Source organism: Sphingobium cloacae, from assembly GCF_002355855.1.
In the GTDB taxonomy this organism is placed as follows: Bacteria; Pseudomonadota; Alphaproteobacteria; order Sphingomonadales; family Sphingomonadaceae; genus Sphingobium; species Sphingobium cloacae.
In genome coordinates this window covers 3353752-3373715 of the sequence record NZ_AP017655.1, presented here as the reverse complement: position 1 = coordinate 3373715, position 19964 = coordinate 3353752, and the positions used below count along the sequence as shown (strand labels likewise).

General features: G+C 67.2%; 19 protein-coding genes. All 19 read right to left on the bottom strand.

Annotated elements, in window-relative coordinates; translation table 11 throughout:
- Positions 1-22: 22 nt before the first annotated feature.
- Complete coding sequence (ftsA, locus tag SCLO_RS16575) at positions 23-1309, bottom strand: cell division protein FtsA (protein WP_066518277.1); 1287 nt, start codon at positions 1307-1309, stop codon at positions 23-25.
- Between the two features lie 6 nt (positions 1310-1315).
- Complete coding sequence (locus tag SCLO_RS16570; protein ID WP_066518279.1) at positions 1316-2236, bottom strand: cell division protein FtsQ/DivIB; 921 nt, start codon at positions 2234-2236, stop codon at positions 1316-1318.
- Positions 2229-3185 (bottom strand): D-alanine--D-alanine ligase, encoded by a 957-nt coding sequence (locus tag SCLO_RS16565; protein ID WP_066518282.1) that lies wholly within the window; start codon positions 3183-3185, stop codon positions 2229-2231. Before SCLO_RS16565 ends, SCLO_RS16570 begins: the two co-directional genes overlap by 8 nt.
- Complete coding sequence (murB, locus tag SCLO_RS16560) at positions 3182-4111, bottom strand: UDP-N-acetylmuramate dehydrogenase (protein WP_174521967.1); 930 nt, start codon at positions 4109-4111, stop codon at positions 3182-3184. The genes SCLO_RS16565 and murB overlap by 4 nt, the downstream gene beginning before the upstream one ends.
- Positions 4081-4275, bottom strand: coding sequence for a hypothetical protein (locus tag SCLO_RS16555; RefSeq protein WP_066518287.1), 195 nt, complete (start codon positions 4273-4275; stop codon positions 4081-4083). Before SCLO_RS16555 ends, murB begins: the two co-directional genes overlap by 31 nt.
- Positions 4275-5711 (bottom strand): UDP-N-acetylmuramate--L-alanine ligase, encoded by a 1437-nt coding sequence (gene murC, locus SCLO_RS16550; RefSeq protein WP_066518289.1) that lies wholly within the window; start codon positions 5709-5711, stop codon positions 4275-4277. The genes SCLO_RS16555 and murC overlap by 1 nt, the downstream gene beginning before the upstream one ends.
- On the bottom strand, positions 5708-6874 hold the full coding sequence (gene murG, locus SCLO_RS16545; RefSeq protein WP_066518296.1) for an undecaprenyldiphospho-muramoylpentapeptide beta-N-acetylglucosaminyltransferase: 1167 nt from the start codon (positions 6872-6874) through the stop codon (positions 5708-5710). The genes murC and murG overlap by 4 nt, the downstream gene beginning before the upstream one ends.
- Entirely contained in the window at positions 6871-8073 is a 1203-nt protein-coding gene (gene ftsW, locus SCLO_RS16540) for a putative lipid II flippase FtsW (RefSeq protein ID WP_066518304.1), read from the bottom strand. Before ftsW ends, murG begins: the two co-directional genes overlap by 4 nt.
- A 23-nt stretch (positions 8074-8096) precedes the next feature.
- A complete protein-coding gene (murD, locus tag SCLO_RS16535) occupies positions 8097-9413 on the bottom strand; it encodes a UDP-N-acetylmuramoyl-L-alanine--D-glutamate ligase (RefSeq protein WP_066518306.1) in 1317 nt (438 codons plus the stop codon).
- 3 nt (positions 9414-9416) lie between these two features.
- A complete protein-coding gene (mraY, locus tag SCLO_RS16530; protein ID WP_066518309.1) occupies positions 9417-10490 on the bottom strand; it encodes a phospho-N-acetylmuramoyl-pentapeptide-transferase in 1074 nt (357 codons plus the stop codon).
- Positions 10490-11881: a UDP-N-acetylmuramoyl-tripeptide--D-alanyl-D-alanine ligase gene (locus SCLO_RS16525; protein ID WP_066518396.1), complete on the bottom strand. Its 1392-nt coding sequence runs from the start codon at positions 11879-11881 to the stop codon at positions 10490-10492. The genes mraY and SCLO_RS16525 overlap by 1 nt, the downstream gene beginning before the upstream one ends.
- A complete protein-coding gene (locus SCLO_RS16520; protein WP_083949106.1) occupies positions 11878-13323 on the bottom strand; it encodes a UDP-N-acetylmuramoyl-L-alanyl-D-glutamate--2,6-diaminopimelate ligase in 1446 nt (481 codons plus the stop codon). The genes SCLO_RS16525 and SCLO_RS16520 overlap by 4 nt, the downstream gene beginning before the upstream one ends.
- Positions 13320-15035 (bottom strand): peptidoglycan D,D-transpeptidase FtsI family protein, encoded by a 1716-nt coding sequence (locus tag SCLO_RS16515; protein WP_066518315.1) that lies wholly within the window; start codon positions 15033-15035, stop codon positions 13320-13322. Before SCLO_RS16515 ends, SCLO_RS16520 begins: the two co-directional genes overlap by 4 nt.
- A complete protein-coding gene (locus SCLO_RS16510) occupies positions 15035-15685 on the bottom strand; it encodes a colicin transporter (protein ID WP_066518318.1) in 651 nt (216 codons plus the stop codon). Before SCLO_RS16510 ends, SCLO_RS16515 begins: the two co-directional genes overlap by 1 nt.
- The gene (gene rsmH, locus SCLO_RS16505) at positions 15682-16647 is read right to left on the bottom strand and encodes a 16S rRNA (cytosine(1402)-N(4))-methyltransferase RsmH (protein ID WP_066518321.1); all 966 of its coding nucleotides are present in this window, start codon (positions 16645-16647) and stop codon (positions 15682-15684) included. Before rsmH ends, SCLO_RS16510 begins: the two co-directional genes overlap by 4 nt.
- The gene (locus tag SCLO_RS16500; protein WP_066518326.1) at positions 16644-17141 is read right to left on the bottom strand and encodes a division/cell wall cluster transcriptional repressor MraZ; all 498 of its coding nucleotides are present in this window, start codon (positions 17139-17141) and stop codon (positions 16644-16646) included. The genes rsmH and SCLO_RS16500 overlap by 4 nt, the downstream gene beginning before the upstream one ends.
- Before the next feature lie 180 nt (positions 17142-17321).
- Positions 17322-18554 (bottom strand): Gldg family protein, encoded by a 1233-nt coding sequence (locus tag SCLO_RS16495; protein WP_083949107.1) that lies wholly within the window; start codon positions 18552-18554, stop codon positions 17322-17324.
- Between the two features lie 25 nt (positions 18555-18579).
- The gene (locus SCLO_RS16490) at positions 18580-18888 is read right to left on the bottom strand and encodes a hypothetical protein (RefSeq protein WP_066518328.1); all 309 of its coding nucleotides are present in this window, start codon (positions 18886-18888) and stop codon (positions 18580-18582) included.
- A gap of 42 nt (positions 18889-18930) precedes the next feature.
- Positions 18931-19926, bottom strand: a complete 996-nt coding sequence (locus tag SCLO_RS16485) for a cysteine synthase A (protein ID WP_066518401.1) — start codon at positions 19924-19926, stop codon at positions 18931-18933.
- Between the last annotated feature and the right edge of the window lie 38 nt (positions 19927-19964).

Here is a 19964-nt window from a genome sequence, read left to right as displayed (position 1 = left end):
TTTCGTCCGATTCCCGATTCCATCAATAATTGGTCTTCATCGCCCGCATCATCCGCTGCCACCACTGGGGTGCGGTGAGACGATGCACGGTCTGCGGCGCGGGCGCCATCGCCCTTAGATCAACCGGGTTGGAAGCGCCGTAGAGCGCGAGCCCCGCCAAAGTCGCGAAGGCCGGGCCGCCATGCGCTTCGGGCAGGGCAGCGATGCCGCGCGGGCGGCCGATGCGGACGGCGCGGCCCAGCGCGCCCTGCGCATAATCGGCGATGCCCTTCATTTCCGCGCCACCGCCCGTCAGCACCACCTGCCGCCCGGTCGGCGTGTTGAAGCCCATGCCCGCGAGGGCGCTGTTGACCTCCACCATGATCTGGTTCAGCCGTTCGCAGATCACGCCCACCAGCGCGGCGCGGGTGATCTTGCCCCCTTCCGCATTGGGTCCGGCGTTCTGCCCCGGAATGGCGACATCGCCATGGGGCGTCGCGATCTCGATCATCTCGCGGAAGTCGCGGCGGTTCTGCATCGCCGATCCGTAGAAGCATTTGATCCGCTCGGCCTGGCTGCGGCGGATGCCGAAGGCCGAGGCAATGTCGTCGGTGATGTCCGAGGCGCCGATGGGGATGGAGTGCAGCCCCACCAGCATGCCCCCCGCATAGAGCGAGACATTGGTGACGCCCGCACCCAGTTCCACCAGCGCGACGCCCAGGTCGCGCTCTTCTTCGGAGAGGCAGGCAAAGCCCGTCGCGATGGGCGAGGCGACGATGGAATTGACGTTGAGATAGGCGCCCCGGACGCACAGGTCGAGATTGGCGAGCGGCGCGCCGTCGGCCAGCACGACATGGATGTCGACGCCGAGCAGGTCGGCATGCATTCCCAGCGGCTTCTTGACCGGCACCTTGCCGTTGATGGTGAAGCAGGTCGGCTGGGCATGGAGCACCACGCGGCCGTCCGGGTCGATCCCCTGCTGGCCGGTCGCGAGCAAATCGTCGATGTCGGCCTGCTCGACGCGATAGCCGCCCATGTCGCGCTCCACCGTCACCACGTCGCTGACGAGGCTGCCGCCGGAAAAGCTGACCCACACATCCTCGATATTGGTGCCCGCGACCCGTTCGGCCTGCTCCACGGTTTCGCGCACGGCGAGTTCGGTGCGCTCCATGTCGGCGATGAAGCCGCGCCGCACGCCCCGGCTTTCGCGCTGGCCCGTGCCCAATATGGTCAGTTCGCCCGTCTCGGTCCGCCCCGCGATCAGCGCGGACACCTTCCACGATCCGATGTCGATCGCGGTGACGAGCTTTTCGACCTTGGGCTGGGCCATGGCGCCTTATCCCTCCGCGTCCGGGGCGGGCTTGTCGGCCGGCACGTCCGGCTTGTCCTGCGCCAGGCCCTGGGGCAGGCGCAGGACGAAGCGGTCGGGATCGCGCATGTCGAACTTCACGATGCCCCGGCCCAGCAAGCGGTTCACCCCATCCATCCGCGCGAAATTGACGAGAGCGGAGGCGGAATCCTTGTCCCCTTCGGGCAGGGAAAGCGTCTCGCCCGACTGGAAACGCAGGTCCCAGCGGCGATTGCCCACCCATGTCGCGCCCGCCAGCATCGGCTTCAAGGCAGGCGCATTCTCCATCAGCTTGTTGAGGCCCGCCGTCTGGAGATTGGCGTTCGGTCCCACCACCAGCGGCAGGTCGGGCATCGCGCCGGGCGACACCGGCTGAAGCACCACGCCCGCCACGTCGATCAGTTGCAGGCGGCCCGCATTCTGCCACACCGCGACCGGCTCGCGCTCGACGATGTCGACCACGAGGGTATCGGGCAGGCGACGGGAAATGCGCGCATCCTTGACCCAGCCGAGCCCCAGCATCTCCTCGCGCACCCTGGGCAGGTCCAGCGAGAGCATGGAACGGTCCACCTGCCCCAGCGCGATATTGTAGACGGGCATTTCGTCCATGCGCTCGACGCCGCGCACCTCGACCTTCTCGACCTCGAAGCCCGCGCGGGCGGCGAGGTCCGCCGCGCCCTGCCGCGCCATGCCGGGCAGGCCGAACATGATGGCGACCCCGCCCGCCAGCGCCAGCGCGATGCCGACAATGGCCCAGCTCGCCATGCGCTGCACCGTCGCCTCGCTGATGGGCAGCGCCGCGATCAGGCGGTCGATGCGGGACGACCGCCGGGGCTGACGCCCACGTCCCTTCGATGTTGTCCGGGTGAGGCGCGCGGTGCCGCCGCGCCTTATCCGTGCCTCAGCCATGCGATGCCCCCATTTCCGGCCCCTCTTTCAGCGCATCCTCGACGATCCGTTCGACCAGTTCCGCATATTCGATGCCCAGCCTGGCCGCCTGTTCGGGCACGAGGCTGAGCGGCGTCATGCCCGGTTGCGTGTTGACTTCCAGCAGGAACAGTCCGTCGATACCCCGCGTGTCGTCCCAGCGGAAGTCGGAACGGGACGCCCCCTTGCAGCCCAGCAGCTTGTGGGCGCGGAGCGATATCGCCTTGCACGCCTGCGCGATGTCGTCGGGAATGTCGGCGGGACAGACATGCTCGGTCATGCCGTCGGTATATTTGGCGTCGAAGTCGTAGAAGCCGCTCTTGGGCTGCAATTCCGTGACCAGCAGCGCTTCCTCGCCCAGCACGGCGGTGGTGAGTTCCCGCCCGCGAATATAGGGTTCGGCCAGCAGCTCCTCGAAATGCAGCCAAGGCCCTTCGACATCGCGGCCGATGGGCGAGCCATAATTGCCGCCCTGCGTCACGATGGCGACGCCGACGGAACTGCCTTCATTGACCGGCTTCACCACATAGGGACGCGGCAGCGGGTCGCCCGCGAACAGGCTTTCGCTCTTCACCACCTGCCCGCCGGGCATGGGGATGCCGTGAGGGACCAGCGCCTGCTTGGTCAGTTGCTTGTCGATGGCGATGACCGACGTCGCGAGGCCCGAATGGGTGTAGGTGAGGCCCATCAGGTCCATCATCCCCTGCACCGTGCCATCCTCCCCCGGAACGCCATGGAGCGCATTGAAGACGACATCGGGCTTCGTTTCGGCCAAACGTAGCGCGACGTCGCGGTCCATGTCGATCCGCGTGACCCTGTGCCCGCGCGATTCCAGCGCCCTGGCGACACCCTCCCCGCTCGACAGCGAGACGGACCGCTCCGCCGACCAGCCGCCCATCAGGACGGCGACATGCCACGGACCCCGGCTCATTTGTGCAACCCCACGCGTTGTATTTCCCACTCCAGTTCGATGCCGCTCTTTTCCCGGACGCGGCGGCGGACTTCCTCGCCCAGCGCCTCTATGTCCGCGCTGGTGGCGTCGCCGAGGTTGAGGAGGAAGTTGGTGTGCTTCTCCGACACCTGCGCGCCGCCCAGTTTCAGGCCACGGCATCCGGCTTCATCGACCAGCGCCCATGCCTTGTGCCCGTCCGGATTCTTGAAGGTCGATCCGCCGGTCTTGCTGCGCAACGGCTGGCTTTCCTCGCGCGCGGCGGCGATGCGGTCCATCTCCGCCTGGATCGCCGCCGGTTCGCCGGGAATGCCGCGAAAGAGAGCGCTCACCACGACCGCGCCTTCGGGCAGCGTGCTGTGGCGATAGGTATAGCCCAGCGCATCGAGGGGCAGCGTGACGCGCTCGCCCGACCGCAGCACGACCTCGCACTCCACGAGAATGTCGCATGTCTCGCGGCCATAGGCGCCGCCGTTCATCCGCACGAAGCCGCCCACCGTGCCGGGGATCGAGCGCAGGAACTCCAGCCCCGCTATGCCCGCGTCGCGCGCGGTGGAGGACACGAGGATGCCCGACGCCCCGCCGCCGCAGCGCAAAGCGGTGGCGTCCACCGGCTCGACTGTCGCGAAGGGCTTGCCCAATCGCACGACCACGCCCGGAACGCCGCCATCGCGCACGATGAGGTTGGAGCCGAGGCCGAGCGCCATCACCGGAACGGCCGGGTCGAGAGCGCGGAGGAAAGCGGACAGATCGTCGGCATCCTTCGGCTCGAACAGCCATTGCGCCGCGCCGCCCGCCTTGAACCAGACGAGCGGAGCCAGCGGCGCATCGGCCTTGAGCGCGCCGCGCACGGAGGGAAGGGACGGAGCGAGCATCGTCAACCGCGCACGCCCCACAGGCGCAGCCATCCCGTCACGGCTTCCATGCCTGCCTCCGCCGGTCGCGCCGCCAACGCGGTCTCCACGTCCCGCGCCATCGCCGCCCCCATATCGCGCGCGGCTTCCACGCCTTGCCGGTGCATGTCGATCACGCGCTTGTGCATCTCAAACCCGATGGCGAACAGTTCGAGCATCAGGCGGCTTCCCTTGCAGAGACGGCCGATGCCAGGCCCGCCGCCCATTTGGTGATGTCGCCCGCGCCGAGGCAGATGATCATGTCGTCGGCCCGGCAATCCGCCGCGATCAGGCGGGCGAGGTCGTCCGGCCCTTCGATGGTGGAAACGGCGCGATGACCCCGGCGCTTCAATCCTTCGACCAGCGCGGCGCTGTCGACGCCCTCGATCGGCTGCTCTCCGGCGGGATAGACGGGCGCGGCATAGACGATGTCGGCATCATTGAACGCCTGCTGAAACTCATCCATCAGATCGCGCAGGCGGGTGAAGCGGTGCGGCTGGACCACGGCGATGACGCGGCCCTTCGCCCCTTCGCGCGCGGCGGCGAGCACGGCGCGGATTTCGACGGGATGATGGCCATAATCGTCGATGACGGTCGCGACGCCGATTTGCCCGTTTTTTTGGCCGGCCGGGATTTCCCCGACCTTGGTGAAGCGGCGCTTGACCCCGCCGAACTTGGCGAAGCCGGTGCGGATGATCGCGTCGTCGATCCCCATGTGCAGCGCCACGCCGATGGCGGCCATGGCGTTGAGGACATTGTGGCGGCCGGGCATCGGCATTTCGATTCCCTCGATCCGGCGGGCCGATCCGTCGCGTTCGCGGATCTGCACGTCGAAACGATTGCCGCCGGGGATGGGCTGCACATTCTCGCCGCGAATGTCGGCCTGCGCGGAAAAGCCGTAGGTGACGATGCGCCGGTCCTGCACGCGGGGCAGGATCGCCTGCACCTCCGGATGATCGAGGCAGACCATCGCCGCGCCGTAGAAGGGCACGTTCTCGACGAACTCGACGAAGGCGTCCTTCACCTTGTCGAAGCTGCCATAATGGTCGAGATGCTCCGGGTCGATATTGGTGACGACCGCGATCGTGCCGTCGAGGCGCAGGAAGCTGCCGTCGCTCTCGTCGGCCTCCACCACCATCCACTCGCTGTTGCCCAGCCGCGCGTTGGAACCGTAGCTGTTGATGATGCCGCCGTTGATGACGGTGGGATCGACGCCGCCCGCATCCAGCAGCGCCGCGACCATCGACGTGGTGGTCGTCTTGCCATGGGTGCCCGCGACGGCGACGGTGGACTTCAACCGCATCAGTTCCGCCAGCATCTCCGCGCGGCGGATGACGGGGACGCGGGTTTCCAGCGCCAGTTCGACTTCGGGATTGCCGCGCTTGATCGCGGTGGAGGTGACGACCACGGCGGCGTCGCCCAGATTTTCCGCCTTGTGGCCGATCATCACGGGGATGCCCTTCTGGCGCAGGCCCTCCACGACATAGCCTTCCGCCACGTCCGACCCCTGAACCTTGTAGCCCAGATTATGCATCACCTCGGCGATGCCGGACATGCCGATGCCGCCGATGCCGATGAAATGGATCGTGCCGATGTCGGTGCCGACACCCTTCATGCGGGAACTCCCTGGAGATTGAGGCTGGTCGGCGGCGGGCCGACGCGGACAGGATCGTTGACGATGGGCGCGGGACCGATGCTTTCCAGCAGGTCCGCCATGTCGCGGGCCGCGTCGGGACGGCCGCAGGCGCGGGCGCGCTTGGCGGCGTTCTGGAGCGCGCCCGGCTCCATCGCCATCTTCTGCATCTGCTTGGCGAGTTCGACGGCGGTGAAGCGCGCCTGCGGGATGGTGCGCGCGCCGCCCGCCTCGGTCATCTCGCGCGCATTGGCGGTCTGATGGTCGTCCATCGCGCTCGGCAGCGGGACGAGGATCGCCGGACGCCCCGCGCAGGTCAGCTCCGCCAGCGTCGAAGCACCCGCCCGCGCGATCACCAGATGCGACCAGCCCAGCTTTTCGGGCACATCGTTGAAATAGGTCGCAAGGTCCGCCGGAATTTCAAGGTCGGCGTAGAGCTTGCGGACCCGCTCGATATCCTCCGCCCGGCATTGCTGTGTCACTTGCAGGCGGCGGCGCAGGCTCAGCGGCAACATGCCCAGGCCATCGGGCACCACGCTGGAAAGGATCGTCGCGCCCTGGCTGCCGCCGATGACCAGCACGCGGAACACGCTTTCGTCGGTCAGCGCGGGAAATTCCTCTTCCCGCAGAGCCTTGATCTCTTCGCGCACCGGATTGCCGATCAGGTGCACCCTGTCAGCATATTTGTCCTTGAGCCGCTCCACCAGCGGATAGGCCGTCGCGATCGCATCGACCCGGCCCGCGAGCAGGCGGTTCACGCGGCCCAGCACCGCGTTCTGCTCATGGATGGCGGTGGGAATGCCGTCCGCCAGCGCGCCCAGCAGCGCGGGCATGGCCGGATAGCCGCCAAAGCCCACCACGGCGGTCGGCCGGAACGTCTCGTTCAAGCGGCGCGCCATCGCGCGGCCCGCCAGGATGGCCTTGAGCGCGCCGGGCCAGCTTTTCGGGTTGCTGGTCATGCGGCCCGCGGGCAGCACATGGACCTGCGCCTTGTCGAAGATGCCGGGGATCTTCGCGCCGCGCTCGTCCGTCACCAGCGCGACATGATGGCCGCGCGCCATCAGTTCCTCCGCGACGGCATGGGCGGGAATCATATGACCGCCCGTCCCGCCGGCGGCGAGGACGAAGTGTCGGGAAATGCTCATCGGCCACTCCATTTGACGACGGTGTGCCGGCCCATGAAGGGATTGCGCCTGGTGAAGGCGAGCAGCAGGCCGACCCCGATGCAAAGCGCCAGCATAGAGGAGCCGCCATAGCTGATAAAGGGCAGGGTCATGCCCTTGGACGGAAAAATCTGGGCATTGACGCCCATGTTGATGATCGCCTGCAATCCGAACTGCGTGGTCAGGCCCGCCGCCGCGAGGATGGTGAAACTATCCTCCTCGTCCAGCAGCTTGAGCAGCACCCGCACCACGATGGCGAGGTAGAGCACCGCAATGCCGATGCAGGCGAGCAGGCCGAACTCTTCCCCGATGACCGAAAAGATATAGTCGGTATGCGCTTCGGGCAGGCGGAACTTGTTCTGCCCGCCGCCCGGCCCCACGCCCATGAAGCCGCCATGGGTGATCGTGCGATAGGCAAGGGCGGTCTGATCCGGCCCCACCGAATGATCGACCCCTATGCCCAGGAAGTCGTTGATGCGCTGCCGCCCGTTCTCATAGAACATGTACATCGCGACGAGCCCGGCAAGGCCCGCGCCCGCCATCGCGCCGATGAAGCGCATCGGCACGCCCGACAGCAGCAGCAGGCAGCCCCAGCAGGCCGCGAAGATCACCGTCTGCCCGAAATCCGGCTGCCGCATCAGGATGAGCGCGACGAAGGCGGTGATGACGCCGGTCAGCGGAATCACGGGCAGGCTCTGGTCCTGCCCGCGCAGCGACAGCAGCCAAGCCATCGTCACCACATAGGCGGGCTTCAGGAATTCCGACGGCTGGAAACGGAAACCGGGCAGGTCGATCCACCGCTTCGCGCCGTTGACGGTCGATCCCAGCACCGGCACCAGCAGCAGCGCCAGCACGAAGATCGCGCACATCACCACGGCAAAGCGCCGCGCCTGCGTGCGGGGCAGCATGGAAATGACCAGCATGATCGGCAGCCCCAGCCCGACCCACATCAGCTGGCGATAGAAATAGAGGAGCGGGTTGACCGACACGGCGCTGGTCGAACGGTCGATCGCCGCGACGGGCGAAGCGGCCGCCACCGCCACCAGTCCGATCGCCATCAGCGCGACGATCAGCGACAGGAGAACGCGGTCGATTTCCCAGAACCAGATGGCGAGCGCGGTGCGTTCGCGCGGCACGGTGCGGGACTTGAAGCCCTTCACCAGTTCCCCTGCCTTGAACATGCCCGTTCGCCCTTCCCTCTACCCTATTCCAGCGCCGCGACGGCGGCGGCGAAGGCATCGCCGCGCGCTTCGAAATCGCGGAACTGGTCGAAACTCGCGCAGGCCGGCGACAGCAGCACCACGTCGCCCGGCTGTGCCACCCGCGCCGCGCGGCGGACGGCGGCGCTTAGCATCTCGCTGTCATCCACCGCCATATGCGGGCGCAGCAGGTCGGCGAACATATGCCCCGCCTCGCCGATGGTGTAGGCCGCCGCGACGTTACCGAACTGCGGCGCGCACTCGTCCAGATTGTCGGTCTTGGCCAGGCCGCCGACGATCCAGTGGATGCGGGGGCGTCCGTCCACCGGCGGAAAGGCGGCGAGCGCGGGCGCGGTGGAAGCCGGGTTCGTCGCCTTGCTGTCGTTGACGTAAAGGACGCCGTTCAGCGTGCGGACGGCCTGCATCCGGTGCGGCAGGCTGGCATAGCTGGCGAGCGCCTTGAAGATCGTGTCGTCGTCGATCTCCAGCGCGCGGGCAACAGCGATGGCAACGGCGGCGTTCTGGGCATTGTGCGGCCCTTGCAGCGATGGCCATCCGGCCTGCGCGGCGGGGTCGATGTCCGCCGCCTTCACTTCCTCGGTGCGGGCGATGGCCTTGGCGGCGATGGCGCGGCTGGGGTCGTCCTCGGTCGCGATCACCGCCACATGGCCCGCCGACTGCATGGCGAACAGCCGCGCCTTCGACGCCACATAGCCCTCGAAGCCATTATAGCGGTCCAGATGATCGGGCGTGATGTTGAGCAGCACCGCCACGTCGCAATCGAGGCTGTGCGTCAGGTCGATCTGATAGCTCGACAGTTCCAGCACATAGACGCCCATGCCCTTGAGGTTCGGCTCCAGCGGCTCCTGCCCCAGGATCGGCAGGCCGATATTGCCGCCCATGCGCGCGGGATAGCCCGCCTGCTCGATGATGTGATGGATCAGCGCGGTGGTGGTGGACTTGCCGTTGGTGCCGGTGATGGCGACGACCTTGTGCGGCGGCAGCGTCGGCCGGGCGAGCGCGAACAGTTCGATGTCGCCGATGATGGGCACGCCCGCCAGCTTCGCCTGCATGGCGATGGGATGCTTGTTGAGCGGCACCCCCGGCGACACGACCACGCCGTCGAAGCCCTTGAGGTCGATCTCCGCCGGGTCGGCCAGTTCCGCCTTGTCCGCGACGGCGGCGCGCGCTTCCTCCCGGCTGTCCCATGCCACGACGCTCGCCCCGCTCGCCGCCAGCGTGTCGACCGTGGCGAGGCCGGAGCGCGCCAGCCCCAGCACCGCGTAACGCTTGCCCGCGAAGACTTCGGAAACGATCCCCATCCCCTACCTCAGCTTCAGCGTGGCGAGACCGGCGAGCGCCAGCACGAAGGCGATGATCCAGAAACGGATCACGACCGTCGGCTCGGCCCAGCCAAGCTGCTCGAAATGATGGTGGATCGGGGCCATCTTGAACACGCGCTTGCCGGTGCGCTTGTAGAAGAAGACCTGGATGATGACGCTCATCGCCTCCACGACGAAGAGGCCGCCGATGATGCCCAGCACGATTTCATGATGCGCGGTGACGGCGATCACGCCGATGGTGCCGCCCAGCGCCAGGCTGCCCGTGTCTCCCATGAAGACGGCGGCGGGCGGCGCGTTGAACCAGAGGAAGGCGAGCCCCGCCCCGATGATCGCGCCGCACAATATGGTAAGGTCGCCCGCCCCCGGCACATGCGGGATGCCGAGATAGGCGGCGAAGTCCGCGCGGCCCACCAGATAGACGATCAGCATGAAGGCGAGCGAGGCGATGATGACCGGCATGGACGCCAGGCCGTCCAGCCCGTCCGTCAGGTTGACCGCGTTGCCGAACGCCACGATCACGAAGGCGGCGAACAGGAAATAGAACGGCCCCAGCTCGATGGCCGGCCCGTTGTAGAAAGGCACGTAGAGCGCGGTGTTGCCGTGATGGCTGACGATCATCCACGCCGCAAAGCCCGCGATCAGGAACTCGAACAACAGGCGCACCTTGCCGGACAGCCCCTTGTGGCTGGCCTTGGTCACCTTGTCATAATCGTCGAGGAAGCCGATGGCGCCGAAGCCCAGCGTCACGAACAGGCATGCCCAGACATAGATGGACGACAAATCCATCCACAACAGCACCGACGCGATCAGGGAGGTGAGGATCATCAGGCCGCCCATGGTCGGCGTTCCGCGCTTGGCGAGGTGGCTTTGCGGGCCGTCGTCGCGGATCGGCTGCCCCTTGCCCTGCCGCACGCGCAGCCAGCCGATGAAGCGCGGACCGATGAGGAGGCCGATCAGCAACGCCGTCGCGATGGACGCGCCCGCGCGGAAGCTGAGGTAGCGCACGAGGTTGAATATCCCCGCGAAATCCAGTGTCTCGGCCAGCCAGTAGAGCATTAATTCCCTTCCCCGATCCGGGATTGTCCATGAAGCGCGGCGACGAGGCGCGACAGGCCGATGCCGTTCGATCCCTTGACCAGCACCGCATCGCCCGCCCGCAATTCCGATTGCAGCAGATCGGTGGCCGATGCCGTGTCCGGCACATGGGCGAAAGCGACCTTCTGCCCCAACGCATCGGCCAGCGGCGTCATCTCTTGCCCGACGAGGATCGCATAGTCCACCTGCCCCGCCGCGAGCGGTTCGGCGAGGCCCGCATGAAGCTCCGCGCTGCGGTCGCCCAGTTCGCGCATCCCGCCCAGCACGGCGATGCGGCGCTCCGCCTTTTCCCGGCCCAGCTGCTTGAGCGTCGCGGCCATGCTCAAGGGGTTGGCGTTATAGCTTTCGTCGATCAGCAGCGCCTCGCCGCCCGCGACCGGCAGGATGCGGCGCTCGCCACGGCCCGGAAGGCCCGGCATCTCCGCCAGCGCCAGCCCGGCCACCGCGAGATCGACGCCCAGCGCCTCGGCCGCCGCCAGCACGGCGAGCGCGTTCGACACCCAATGATCGCCGGGCGCGGCCACGGTGAAACACAGTTCCGCATCCGGCAGCGTGGCCGTCACCAGCGTCCCGCCCTGGGCGGTGGGCACCATTTCGCGGGCGCGCACGTCCGCTTCCTCGCCCAGGCCGAAGGTCAGGATGCGCGCGGCATGTTTTTCCGCCTTGGCGTAGAGGATCGCGATGTGCGGGCTGTCATAGGGGATGATCGCCGTGCCGCCCGGCTCCAGCCCCTCGAAGATTTCCGCTTTCGCTTCGGCGATCTTATCCTCGGTGCCGAAATATTCGATATGCGCGGGGGCGATGGCGGTGACGATGGCGACATGCGGACGGACCTGCCGGGTGAGCGCGGCCAGTTCGCCCGCATGGTTCATGCCCATCTCGAACACGCCGAAAGCAGCATCGCGGGGCATCCGCGACAGGCTGAGCGGCACGCCGACATGGTTGTTGTAGCTTTTGACGGAGCGGTGCACCTGCCCCGGATGATTGCGGTCCAGCGCCTGGAACAGCGCTTCCTTGGTGCCGGTCTTGCCGACCGATCCGGTGACGCCGACCACCTTGCCGCCCATTCGCGAACGAGAAGCGCGGCCCAGCGCCTCCAGCGCGGCGGCGCTGTCGGGCACCAGCACATGCGGATAGTCCACCGGCTCGCTGACGATGGCGCCCGCCGCGCCCTGCGCGAACGCCTTGTCTACGAAGCGGTGGCCGTCGGTCGTCTCGCCCTTCATCGCGACGAAGAGGTCGCCCCGCGTCACTTCCCGGCTGTCAAAGGCCACGCCGGAAACGGCGAACGGCGCCGTCGCGGCGCCGCCCGTGGCCGAAGCAATCTCGCCGGAGGTCCAGAGATCGCTCAACCCGCGCACTCCCGCGCCACGGTCACGTCATCGAAGGGCAGCACGCGGTCGCCGATGATCTGGCCCTGCTCATGCCCCTTGCCCGCCAGCAGCACGATGTCGTCCGCCCCGGCCTGGGCGATGGCGGCGGCGATGGCGGCGCGGCGTCCGCCAATCTCCTCCGCGCCCGGTGCGCCCGCCATCACGGCGGCGCGGATCGCGGAGGGATCTTCGGAGCGCGGATTGTCGTCCGTCACGATCACATGGTCGGCCAGTTCCGTCGCGACCTTGCCCATCAAAGGCCGCTTACCCGCGTCGCGATCCCCGCCCGCTCCGAACAGCGCGACCAGGCGGCCCTTCGTATGCGGGCGCAACGCCTCGATGGCGGCGCGCAGGCCATCGGGCGTATGGGCATAATCGACATAGACCGGCGCGCCCGCCTTGCTGATGACGGCGCGCTCCAGCCGCCCGCGCACCGGCTGCACCCGGCCCAGCAGTTCCAGCACCTTCGCCACGTCGCCGCCGGTCGCGACGACAAGACCCGCCGCCGTCAGGGCATTGGCCGCCTGATAGGCTCCGATCAGCGGCAGGTTGACCTTGTAGAACTCGCCGTCCGCCTCGATTTCCAGCGTCTGGCCCAACTGGGTCGGGGTGCGGTTGGCAAGACGCAATGCCTGCCCCTTCACCCCGACGCTCAGCAGACGAAGCCCCCGCTTCGTAGCCCGTTCGACAACCTTGTCGGACCATGGGTCGTCCGCCCAGACGACTGCCGCCCCACCGCGGGCGACCACTTCGTCGAACAGCCGCATCTTGGCATCGAAATAGCTGTCCATGTCGCCATGATAATCGAGATGATCGCGCGACAGGTTGGTGAAGGCCCCGGCGACCACCGGCAGCCCTTCGGTGCGATATTGGGCGAGGCCGTGGCTCGACGCCTCGAACGCGGCATGGGTGATGCCCTCGCGCTTGAGGCCCGACATGTTGGACAGGAACGTCACGATGTCCGGCGTGGTCAACCCCGTCGACACCTGATCGACCGAGGTGGTGACCCCCAGCGTCCCGATGGAAGCCGACTTGTGCCCCATCATCCGCCAGAGCTGCCGCGTCAGTTCCACGGTGGATGTCTTGCCGTTGGTGCCGGTGACGGCGACCGTCACATCCGGGAAAGGCGCGAAATAGCGCGCGGCAAGCAGGGCGAACAGGCGGCGCGGATTGGGATGGGCGATATGGACCGCGCCCTCGACCTTCGCTTCCGGCCGGGCGACGATTGCGACGGCCCCCGCCTTCACCGCGTCGGGAATATAATCCTCGCCATTGACGCGCAGGCCCTGGAACGCGCCAAAGACGGTGCCCGGCGCGACCTTGCGATTGTCGATGGCGAAGCCCGTGACGGACGTGTCGAGGCCGGCGTTTTCGCCGACCTCGACATCCAGCTCCTCGATCAGCGACCCGAGGCGCGTCACTCTTTCTCTCCCTTGTCTCCGCCCAGCAGCGGCATGAGGTCGGAAATATCGACGTCCCGATGCTCGTCGGGCATGATCCCCAACATCGGCGCTGTGCGCTCCACCACCCGCTTCACGACCGGCGCGGCCGTCCATGCGGCGGTGCGCAGGCCGAAAGTCTGCGCATTGCCCTTCGGCTCGTCCATCATGGTGAGCACGACATAGCGGGGATTGTCCATCGGGAAGGCAGCAGCGAAAGTCGTCACCAGCGAAGTCTTGTTATAGCGGCCCAGTTCCGGCTTTTCGGCCGATCCGGTCTTGCCGCCGATCCGATAACCCACGGCATTGGCGCTGCGCCCTGTACCCGCCGAAACGATCATCCGCAACAATTGCCGCATCCGCGCGCTGGTGGCGGCGGAAAAGACCCGGCGGCCCTCCGGCACTTCATCGGGCTTCAGCTTGCGCAGCGTGGCCGGACGCCACAGGCCGCCATTCACCAGCGCGGCATAGGCCGACGCCAGATGCAGCGGCGTCACCGCGATGCCATGGCCATAGGACACGGTCATGGTGGTGATGCGGCCCCAATTGACGGGCCAGAGGGTTCCCGCCCGCTCCTTGAGTTCGATGGGCGCGCGCTGGTCGAAATGCAGTTCGCGGAAGAGGTGCTGCAACGGCTCCGCGCCCATTTCATCGGCGATGCGCGCGGTGCCGATGTTGGAACTGTGCACCAATATCTGGGGCACGTTGATCCAGCGCCCCATCGCATGATCGTCCTTGATCCGGAAGCCCGCGACGGCAAGCGGCGCGGTGGCGTCATAACGCTTGCTCATGGAGGTGACGACGCCCCGGTCCATCGCCGCGCCGATCGACAGCGGCTTGAAGGTCGATCCCAATTCGTAGCGCGCCTGCACGATATGGTTGCAGAGGGGGGATTCGGAACATGTCTTGCCCGCGTAATTTTGCAGCTTGTTGGGATCGAACACCGGGATCGACGCCATCGCGATCACCTCGCCGGTATTGGCGTCGAGGATGATGCCGCCCGCGCCCTTGGCATTCTGCGCGACCATCTGGGCGTAAAGCTCGCTTTCCAGCGCGCCCTGCACCCGGCTGTCGATGGAGATGGCGAAGGGCTGTCCGCGCAGCGCCGCGTCGGTCAGGCGGTCGTTGAACGCCGCCTCCACGCCCATGCCGCCCACGCCCTCCGCATTGGGCGCAAAGCCCAGCACGTGCGCGGCGAGCGTCCGCTGCGGATAGAGCCGCTCCTTCTCGCGCGGGAATTCGATGCCGATCTCGCCCAATGCGTTCACCGCCGCCACTTCTTCGGGCAAGGCGCGCCGGCGCAGATAGGCCCAGCGCTTGCCGGTCAGCTTCTTGTAGAATGCCGCTTCCGGCTCATCGGGAAAGATTTCGTGCAGCTTGCGCGCCAGTTCCGCCGGTTCGCCGATCAGTTTCGAGGGGCTCACGGAAATGGAATAGGCATCCATCGTCCGCGCCAGCGGCACGCCATTGCGGTCGACGATGTCGGCGCGCGCAGGAAGCATTCCGGACAGCCCATCTCCGCCCCGCCCGCCATCAGCGAAGAAGCCGACCCAGGTGAGCCGGCCGACGAGAAGCGTGGTGATCGCAAGGAACAAAAGCAGCAGCAACATCAGCCGGTTATGGGCGATGGCGGTCAGGCTCACCCGCTGCTTGCTGGCGCGCGCGCCGCCCGGCTGGACGATGATCGTCGCCATCAGCGCGGCTCCTTCTTGCGTTCCCGCGCCGCCTTGGCGCTGATGTCGCCCAGCGTGCTGTCATCCAGCAGCTTGGCGTCCAGCATCGCCATCCGCTCGGCGCGGCGGGCGACCGGATTGGGGCGGGACACATCCTCGTCGCGCTTCGCCTTTTCCGCCGGGGTCGGCTTGGCGGGCTTGGCGAGCTTTTCGACATTGTCCGCCGCATGGGCCTCGCGAATCACGGCGATGTCGCTGCGGATCTGCGTCGCGGCGGGGCTGGCCGGAGCGGGCTGCGCGGCGGAAGGCAGGTCGGCGGGCGTCTGCACCATCGCCACCATCACCGGCGGCGCGACATAATCGGGGCCGTTGGGCTGCACCCCGTCCAGATGCGCCAGCGCCCTCTCGCCCGCCAGATATTGCTGGGCGGAGGGCGTCGCATATCGGAAATCATCCTGATTCCAGCGTTCCAACTGGCGCATATTGGCGCGCGCGCTGAACTCGGTCTCCAGATAGCGGATGTCGCCATTGGCCCGCGTGATCTGCGCCCGGACGCGCATCAGCTCGTTGCGCTCCGTCGCGACCTTCAGCGACACCAGATAAGCGCCCAGCGCCCCCAGCGCGACGAGGAGCACCCAGATCAGGCTCTGCAACCTCTTGACCGCGATCATGACCGATCACTCCGGCTGGCGTGGGAACGGCGGGCGGGCGCGCCGGTGCGGACGGCGCTGCGGAGCGTGGCGGAACGGGCGCGGGGGTTGCGCGTCAGTTCGGCCTGTCCGGGACGCACCGCCTTGGCGGGCCGCTCGAAAGTGGGAATGTCGCTCGCCTGCCGTTCGGGCATGTGACGCGATCCGCCCGCCTCATTGCCCGAACGCTGGCGCAGGAACTGCTTGACGATGCGGTCCTCCAGGCTGTGGAAAGTCACGACCGCCAGGCGGCCGCCTTCCTCCAGCAGCGCCTCGGCCGCTTCCAGCCCGCGCTCCAGCTCCTCCAGTTCGCGATTCACATGAATGCGGATCGCCTGGAAAGTGCGGGTGGCCGGGTCCTTCTTGTCATGCGGCTTGTGGCCCAGCGCCCGGCGCACCACGGCGGCAAGCTGGCCCGTGCGCTCCAGCGGGCGCGCCTCCACGATCGCCTTGGCCACCCGGCGCGAGCGCGGCTCCTCGCCATAGCGGTAGAGGACGTCCGCGATCTCCTGCTCCGGGGCGGTGTTGAGGAAATCGGCGGCGCTCATGCCGGTCCGGCTCATCGTCATGGCGAGCGGGCCGTCCGCCTGAAAGGAAAAGCCCCGCTCCGCCCGGTCGAGCTGCATCGAGGACACGCCGATGTCGAGCGTCACGCCCGACACGCTGGCGACGCCGCGATCCGCCAGCAATTCCTCCATGCGGGAAAACTCACCCTCGATCAGTTCTATGCCTCTTTCATGGGAAAGCGCCTGCCCTTCGCGGATCGCATCGGGATCGCGATCGAAGGCGAAGACCTGCGCGCCCCGCTCCGCCATGGCCGCCGAATAGCCGCCCGCGCCGAAAGTGCCGTCGACATGCCGCTCGCCGGGGTTGATGGCGAGCGCATGCAGCACTTCGTCGAGGAGGACGGGGATATGGCGGCCGGGATCGGCGGCGGGGGTCATTTGCCGCCTCCCGCTTCGCGCTGGTCCAGCCAGCGGCGCACCTTGTTGCGGATCAGTTCAGGGCGATCCTTGCTGTCGACCAGCGATTCCGGCTTCCAGATCTGGATGTAGCGGCCCACGCCATAGAAGAAGACGGCGTCGGAAATGCCATATTCCTCCTTGATATCGGGGTGCATGGCGAAGCGGCCGCCTTCGTCGAAATTCACCTCCTCGATAGTGCCGAGACGCCGTTCCAGTTCGAGGTCGGCATTATAGTCCCGCCCCTGCGCCCGCGCTTCCCGGGCGATTTCCTCGACCTCGGCGAACAGGAAACGGCGATGCGATTCGCCAAAGCCGGTCGCGCAGCCATTTTCGATATGGACGGACATATAGAGGCGATTCTCGCCCCCGCTGGAGAGCTTGACCTGCCGGCGCATCTCCAGGGGCAGCACGAAACGGCCCTTGCCGTCCGCGACGCTGAACGCGTTGCCCGTATAGAGAATGAGTTCCGACACCTGCGGCTGCCGCCCCTTTGTGACGAGGCGCAGACCATCGCCCGCTCAATCACCGATGCGATTCAGCGCATAGCGTGCACGAAGTCTGACAACCCCAATAGGCGATCAGATACCAAGCCCCGAGCGGCAAGGAAAGGGAAAAGTCGGGAAAGGCTGGGAAATCCTGTTTTGTTCTGGTTTTTAATCCCGTTTCGATGGTTTTTCATTCCTTCCGGCAACATAGGTCCCAGGCGGAATCCGTCTTTTCCCGCGCCAGAACAGCGCCCATCCCAATCCTGCCCATATCATCCCGGCCAGAATCGCCCATCGCACCCCTTTCACCAGATCCTCGTTCGACCGCACCCATTGCCGCTCGCCGGGCAGCGAACGGCCCAGCCATTGCGCGACCAGGGCCGGCGTGTCCGCGCTCCATGCGTCGGGGGCAAAAGGTCGATCGGGATCGGCCAGCCATAGCCGGTCGTCGATCATGTCCGCGTCCGCCACCAGCACGGCCGTTCCCGAGCCGATCCGGCAGCGGGCGATCAGTCCGGACGCCTCGCCCCGGCAAGACGCGGACCGGATATCGAAGCGCGAAGCCCCCATGCTGGTCAGCAACGACCCGTCAGGCAGGAAATGCCTGCGCTCCCCCATCTGCTCCACGGGAAGCAGGCGCAGGCCCCAATGATCGAGCAGAGGACCCAGCAGGCTGACCGGCGGAGCGCGGCGGCGATCTCCCAGCGGCAGAGGCGAGGGCCAGCGCAGCAGCGGATCGGCCAATATCAGCGCCTGCCCGCCCCGCCGCACCCAATGATCGATCGCGGCCAGTTCCGCCGCCGCCATTCCGCGCGGCTGGGCGATCAGCAGCAGGCTCATTCTGCCCAAATCCGGCGAAAGCGCGCTATCGAGCGGGTGGACATCGAAGCGGCGGCGCAGCAGCGTAAGGATCGGCGCGTCCGATCGGGCGGCCAGTCCCTGCTCTCCTTCGCGCCAGAAAAGCGGCAGCGCCGTGATGACCGCCAGCGCGGGCCGGTCCCGCGCCTGCCGCGCCGGCTCCGTCCGTGCTGCGAACCAGACCGATCCCGCGACGACCAGCAGGCCCAGCGCCACCGGCCAGCGCCAACGCAGCAAGGCTCCCCCGGCGCTCGCCGCGCAGGCCAGGATCAGCAAGAGCAGCATCGGCAACTGCGCCGGCTGGCGCCCCGCGGCCAGTGCGCACAGCAAGGCCACGGCGCCCACGGCGCCCATGCCCAGCCAAAGGGACAGCGTCAGACGCGCGCGCCCCATCGCCCATCCTGCTCCCGCCAACAGAAGCAGCGCAGACGTCATCCAGTACATCATATCGACCTGCCCGCCCCTCAACAACGCAGGCAGGCCGCCAAGCAGCACCAGGCCCGGCAGGCACAGGATCAGCAAGCCTCGCCCCGCAGCGATCATCCGCTATGCCGGCTCTTGCCGTTCGTCAGCGCGCAGGCGCTTGCGGATCGCGATCCATCGGCTTTCGGATATAAGGGTCGGGCTGGAGGTCCGGCACGACCGGCTGCGCCTGGTCCGGCGCGGGCTGCACGCCCAGTTCCGCCAAAGGCTCCTTGGGCGCCACGGCGTTGACATCGACCGTCGATACGGCCGGAGGGGGCGTGACGGCATCGTCCACCCGCGCCTTGTCGATCACGATATTGGCAAGGCCAACCAGCAGCACCACGCCCGCAAGGCCGGTCAGGCCGATCTGGACGCGCTGCAACCCTTCCTGTTGGCGGGGAGTTTCAGCCATGATTTGCTCTTTTATCCGACGGTCGCGACCCTTATCGGCCTGTCAGCGATTGTGCGCGAGCCAGGGGAAGACCGTCAACCCCTTAGTTTCCAGCCACTCGCGGTTGTAAAGGGTTGAAAGATAGCGGAATCCCGTATCGCACAGGATCGTGGCGATCCGCTTGCCCGGTCCGAGCTGTTTTGCCAGCGCCACCGCGCCCGCGACATTGATCCCCGATGAGAGGCCGAGGCACAGCCCTTCCTCGCTCAACAAACGGCGAACCCAGATCAGCCCTTCCTCGTCCGAAATGCGGAACTGCGTGTCGATGGGCGCGCCTTCCAGATTAGCGGTGATGCGGCCCTGTCCGATCCCCTCCGCGACCGAATTGCCTTCGGCCTTGAGTTCGCCATGGGCGTAATAATTATAGAGCGCCGCGCCATAGGGATCGCTGAGCGCGATGGTGATGTTCTCGTCATGCGCCTTGAGGCCCAGTCCCACGCCCGCGATGGTGCCGCCGGTCCCCGCCGCGCAGGTGAAGCCGTCGATCCGGCCTTCCATCTGGGCCCAGATCTCCTCGGCGGTGCCGACGATATGCGCCTTGCGATTGGCGATATTGTCGAACTGATTGGCCCAGACCGCATTTTCCGTCTCTTCGGCGATGCGGCGGGATGTGTGCACGAAATGGCCGGGGTTGGAATAAGGCGCGGCGGGCACCGTCACCAGTTCCGCGCCCAGCGCGCGCAGCGTATCCATCTTCTCCCGGCTTTGCGTTTCGGGCATGACGATGATCGTCTTGTACCCCTTCGCATTGGCGACCAGCGCCAGGCCGATGCCGGTATTGCCCGCCGTGCCCTCGACGATGGTGCCGCCCGGCGTCAGCAGGCCCTTCTCCTCGGCGTCGTTGACGATGAACAGCGCGGCGCGATCCTTCACCGAAGCGCCCGGATTGGCGAACTCGCACTTCGCGTAGATGTCGCAGCCCGTTTCGTCGGACGGACCGGCGAGACGCACGAGGGGCGTGTTGCCGATAAGGGCGAGGCTATCTTTCTGGACCAGCATGCTATCCGCATAGCGGACCGGACCGCGCTTTGCCAAGC

Coding starts and splice junctions, on each gene's coding strand:
- SCLO_RS16570 (WP_066518279.1), bottom strand. CDS start 2,236: ATGGCTGAGGCACGGATAAGGCGCGGCGGCACCGCGCGCCTCACCCGG.
- SCLO_RS16555 (WP_066518287.1), bottom strand. CDS start 4,275: ATGCTCGAACTGTTCGCCATCGGGTTTGAGATGCACAAGCGCGTGATC.
- SCLO_RS16565 (WP_066518282.1), bottom strand. CDS start 3,185: ATGAGCCGGGGTCCGTGGCATGTCGCCGTCCTGATGGGCGGCTGGTCG.
- murG (WP_066518296.1), bottom strand. CDS start 6,874: ATGAGCATTTCCCGACACTTCGTCCTCGCCGCCGGCGGGACGGGCGGT.
- SCLO_RS16515 (WP_066518315.1), bottom strand. CDS start 15,035: ATGGCGACGATCATCGTCCAGCCGGGCGGCGCGCGCGCCAGCAAGCAG.
- murB (WP_174521967.1), bottom strand. CDS start 4,111: ATGGCTGCGCCTGTGGGGCGTGCGCGGTTGACGATGCTCGCTCCGTCC.
- SCLO_RS16495 (WP_083949107.1), bottom strand. CDS start 18,554: ATGATCGCTGCGGGGCGAGGCTTGCTGATCCTGTGCCTGCCGGGCCTG.
- rsmH (WP_066518321.1), bottom strand. CDS start 16,647: ATGACCCCCGCCGCCGATCCCGGCCGCCATATCCCCGTCCTCCTCGAC.
- SCLO_RS16510 (WP_066518318.1), bottom strand. CDS start 15,685: ATGATCGCGGTCAAGAGGTTGCAGAGCCTGATCTGGGTGCTCCTCGTC.
- murD (WP_066518306.1), bottom strand. CDS start 9,413: ATGGGGATCGTTTCCGAAGTCTTCGCGGGCAAGCGTTACGCGGTGCTG.
- SCLO_RS16485 (WP_066518401.1), bottom strand. CDS start 19,926: ATGCTGGTCCAGAAAGATAGCCTCGCCCTTATCGGCAACACGCCCCTC.
- SCLO_RS16490 (WP_066518328.1), bottom strand. CDS start 18,888: ATGGCTGAAACTCCCCGCCAACAGGAAGGGTTGCAGCGCGTCCAGATC.
- murC (WP_066518289.1), bottom strand. CDS start 5,711: ATGAAGGGTGTCGGCACCGACATCGGCACGATCCATTTCATCGGCATC.
- mraY (WP_066518309.1), bottom strand. CDS start 10,490: ATGCTCTACTGGCTGGCCGAGACACTGGATTTCGCGGGGATATTCAAC.
- ftsA (WP_066518277.1), bottom strand. CDS start 1,309: ATGGCCCAGCCCAAGGTCGAAAAGCTCGTCACCGCGATCGACATCGGA.
- ftsW (WP_066518304.1), bottom strand. CDS start 8,073: ATGTTCAAGGCAGGGGAACTGGTGAAGGGCTTCAAGTCCCGCACCGTG.